Origin of the sequence: Streptomyces sp. UH6 (genome assembly GCF_013421635.1) — a bacterium.
GTDB lineage: Bacteria > Actinomycetota > Actinomycetes > Streptomycetales > Streptomycetaceae > Streptomyces > Streptomyces abyssomicinicus.
The window spans coordinates 1-3,366 of sequence record NZ_JACADT010000636.1 but is presented as its reverse complement, the minus strand read 5'-3'; the positions used below and the strand labels follow the sequence as shown (position 1 = coordinate 3,366).

Here is a 3,366-nt window from a genome sequence, read left to right as displayed (position 1 = left end):
CTCGAGCATCGGCACCAGGAACCGCCGGGCCACCTCACGCATCCGCTCGTCGTCCTCGATGTCGACGACATGGCTGGGGATGACCAGGAAGGACGCGGAGATCCGGACCATCATCTCGGCCACCAGGTCGACGTCGACCTCCCCCGAGACGTTGCCGGCGAGCTGCTCCCGCCGCAGGCCGCCGGCGAGGAACTGCCGCACCGCGGCCAGCGTGCGGCCGCCGTCGCTGGTCATGGACGGCACCACGGCGTCCGGCTCGACGGTCATCAGGCCGCCGATGAGGGCGTTGCGGCGGATGGCGCGCAGGGAGCTGACGAAGCCGATCACGACCCGGTCGGCGACGGTGTCGGCGCCCTGGATGTCGTGGACGAACTGGTCGAAGTACCGCCGGAACTCGCGCCGCACCACCTGCTCGACCAGGACGTCCTTACTGGCGAACCGGCGGTAGACGGTGATGCGGGAGACCCCCGCGAGCTTGGCCACGTCGGCCATCGTGGACCGCTTGATGCCCATGCGGCAGAACTGCTCGTAGGCGGCGTCAAGCAGGCGCGCGGCCGTCTCGTCCTCCGGGTCCGCGCCCTGGACGGCCTCGGTGAACGCGATCTCGAGCAACGACGGGGCGTCCGGGGTGGTCATGGGGCCGACCGTACAGGGTTCACGCGCGCCTTCACCCCCGCGCTCGGGTTCGCCGTGTCCACGGATTCCTCCTTGGTGCTGTTGAACCTCTGGCGTTCCGGCCTCCGTTGTGCTCACCTAAGGAGGTACACGGATACGCATCGTGTATCAGGATACCAAATCGGTGCGTGCGTGACCGCGGACTCGAGGAGGAGCTGGGAGTCATGGACGGACTCGGCAGACGCGGCGTGCTGGCCGCGGGTGGTGCCCTGGGGGCCCTGGGCGCGCTGAGCCTGGCGTCACCGGCGAAGGCCCGGTCCCTGTGGACCTGGTCGCCGGCCGGATCGGTGGCGGGGAGCGGGGCGGGCGTCGACCCCGAGTGGGTGTGGGACGAGGAGGTCGACCAGCTGGTCGCCGCCGTGATCGACCGGGGCGACGTCCCCCGGGTGAACGAGGCGCTGCGGACGTGGACCCGCAACGACCAGCCGCTGCCCGGCGCGCTGCCGGCCGACGTACGGGAGTGGATGGAGGAGGCCCGCCGGCTGCCCTCGTGGGCCGACCGGTCCAAGCTCGAGCTGGCGGCCGACTTCAACCGGCGCCGGGGCATCTACCTCAATCTGCTCAACGGCGTGGGCGGCGGCATGCTGAGCACCGCCATCCCCCGCGAGGCGCGCGCCGTGTACTACTCCAAGGGCGGCGCCGACATGGAGGACCGGGTCGCCAAGACCAGCCTCCTGGGCTTCGCCGTCGGCGACCTGAACGCCTACCGGCCCGACGGCAAGGTGGTGGTGGAGTCGGTCAAGACGCGTCTGGTGCACGCGGCCGTGCGGCACCTGCTGCCGCAGTCCCCCGGCTGGTCGCGGACCAGCGGCGGCCAGACCATCCCGATCAGCCAGGCCGACATGATGGTCACCTGGCACAGCCTGCCCACCTACGCGATGCGCAAGATGCTCGAGTGGAAGGTGCCGATGCCCGCCGCCGACAAGGAGGCGTATCTGCACCTGTGGCAGGTCAGCGCGCACATGCTCGGCATCCGGGACGAGTACATCCCCGCCACCTGGGCGGACGCGAACTCCCAGTACCGGCAGGTGCTGGAGCCGATCCTGGCCTCGACCCCGGAGGGCGTCGAGCTGACCGACATCCTGCTGGGCCAGCTCGCCGAGCAGACCAGCCCCGGCGGCATCGACCGCCCCCTGTGCGACGCCCTGGCCCGGTACCTGGTCGGCGACGAGATCGCCGACATGGACGGCATTCCCCGGGAGCCGTTCTGGGAGGGGGCGATCAGGACGGCCTGGCCGGCGCTGGTGGCCTTCCGCGAGAAGCTCATCCCGCTGCCGCTGGTGCCGCCGCTCGCCTGGACGGTCGACGAGGCCGTCCGCCAGTACATCCTCTTCTACCTGACCAAGGGGCAGGGCACGCACATCGACATCCCCGAGACCAACCGTCCCACCAACCCGTGACAATCCAGGAGGCATGCACACATGGCTGACATCAACCGGCGCAGGTTACTGCTGGCGGGCGGCTCGCTGGGCGCCTTCGGCGCGCTGAGCCTGGCGTCCCCGGCCCGCGCCCGGTCCCTGTGGACGTGGTCCCCGACCGGGTCCGTGGCGGGCAGCGGGGCGGGCGTCGACCCCGAGTGGGTGTGGGACGAGGAGGTCGACGCGATCGTCGCCGACGTCATCCGGCGCGGCCAGGTCCCCATGGTCAACGACCTGCTGCGGGACTGGGTGCGCAACGACCAGCCGCTGCCCTCCGGGCTCCCCACGGACCTCGGGGTCTGGATGGAGGAGGCCCGGAAGATGCCCGCCTGGGCGAACACGGCCAAGCTCCAGGCGGCGGTCGAGTTCACCCGGAGGAAGGGGCTGTACACCGGGGCCCTGTACGGCCTGGGCAGCGGCCTGCTGAGCACCGCCATCCCGCGTGAGGCGCGCGCCGTGTACTACTCCAAGGGCGGCGCCGACATGAAGGACCGGGTGGCCAAGACCGCCCAGCTCGGCTACGACGTCGGCGACCGGTACGCCTACCAGCCGCAGGGCGGCATGATCGCGACCTCGGTGCGGACCCGCCTGGTGCACGCGGCCGTGCGGCACCTGCTGCCGCAGTCCCCCGGCTGGTCGCGGACGAGCGGCGGCCAGACCGTCCCGATCAGCCAGGCCGACATGATGGTCACCTGGCACAGCCTCCCCACGTACGTCATGAAGACCCTCCTGAAGTGGAAGGTCCCGATGACGACCGCCGAGTCGGAGGGCTTCCTGCACGTGTGGCAGGTCTCCGCCCACATGCTCGGCATCAAGGACGAGTACATCCCCGCCACCTGGGCGGACGCCAACGCCCAGTCCCGGCAGGTGCTCGACCCGATCATCGCCCGCACCCCCGAGGGCGAGGCGCTGACCGACGCGCTCCTGGGCATCATCGCCGAGGTCGACGCCGGCCTCACCGAGCCGCTGATCAACGCGTACTCCCGCTACATCGTCGGCGACGACGTGGGCGACAAGATCGGGCTGGACCGCGAGCCGATCCTGAAGCCGATCGTCGCCGCGGCGTGGCCGCTGGTGGTGGCCTTCCGCGAGGGCCTGATCCCGCTGCCGGGGGTCCCGTCCATCGCCTGGGTGCTGGAGGAGGCGCTGCGCAAGTTCGTGCTCCTCTTCATGGCGGAGGGACGGCCCATCCACCTGGAGATCCCGGACGCCAACCGCCCCTCCTGAGCGCCGGCCGCTTCAGCGCCGCCCGCTCGCCCGCCTGCCCGCCCGC

At 71.4% G+C, this 3,366-nt stretch carries 3 protein-coding genes; 2 read left to right on the top strand and 1 reads right to left on the bottom strand.

Features of this window, described 5'->3' with window-relative positions; all coding sequences use genetic code 11:
- Window positions 1–636 (bottom strand): TetR/AcrR family transcriptional regulator (locus HW445_RS23410; RefSeq protein ID WP_180222931.1); only part of this gene is annotated, 636 nt, incomplete at its 3' end.
- A gap of 203 nt (window positions 637–839) precedes the next feature.
- Between HW445_RS23410 and HW445_RS23405 the strand changes: the two genes are divergently transcribed.
- Both HW445_RS23405 and HW445_RS23400 read left to right on the top strand, forming a co-directional pair.
- Window positions 840–2,075 (top strand): oxygenase MpaB family protein, encoded by a 1,236-nt coding sequence (locus HW445_RS23405; RefSeq protein ID WP_180222932.1) that lies wholly within the window; start codon window positions 840–842, stop codon window positions 2,073–2,075.
- 21 nt (window positions 2,076–2,096) lie between these two features.
- Window positions 2,097–3,320 (top strand): oxygenase MpaB family protein, encoded by a 1,224-nt coding sequence (locus HW445_RS23400; RefSeq protein WP_180222930.1) that lies wholly within the window; start codon window positions 2,097–2,099, stop codon window positions 3,318–3,320.
- Window positions 3,321–3,366: the final 46 nt, after the last annotated feature.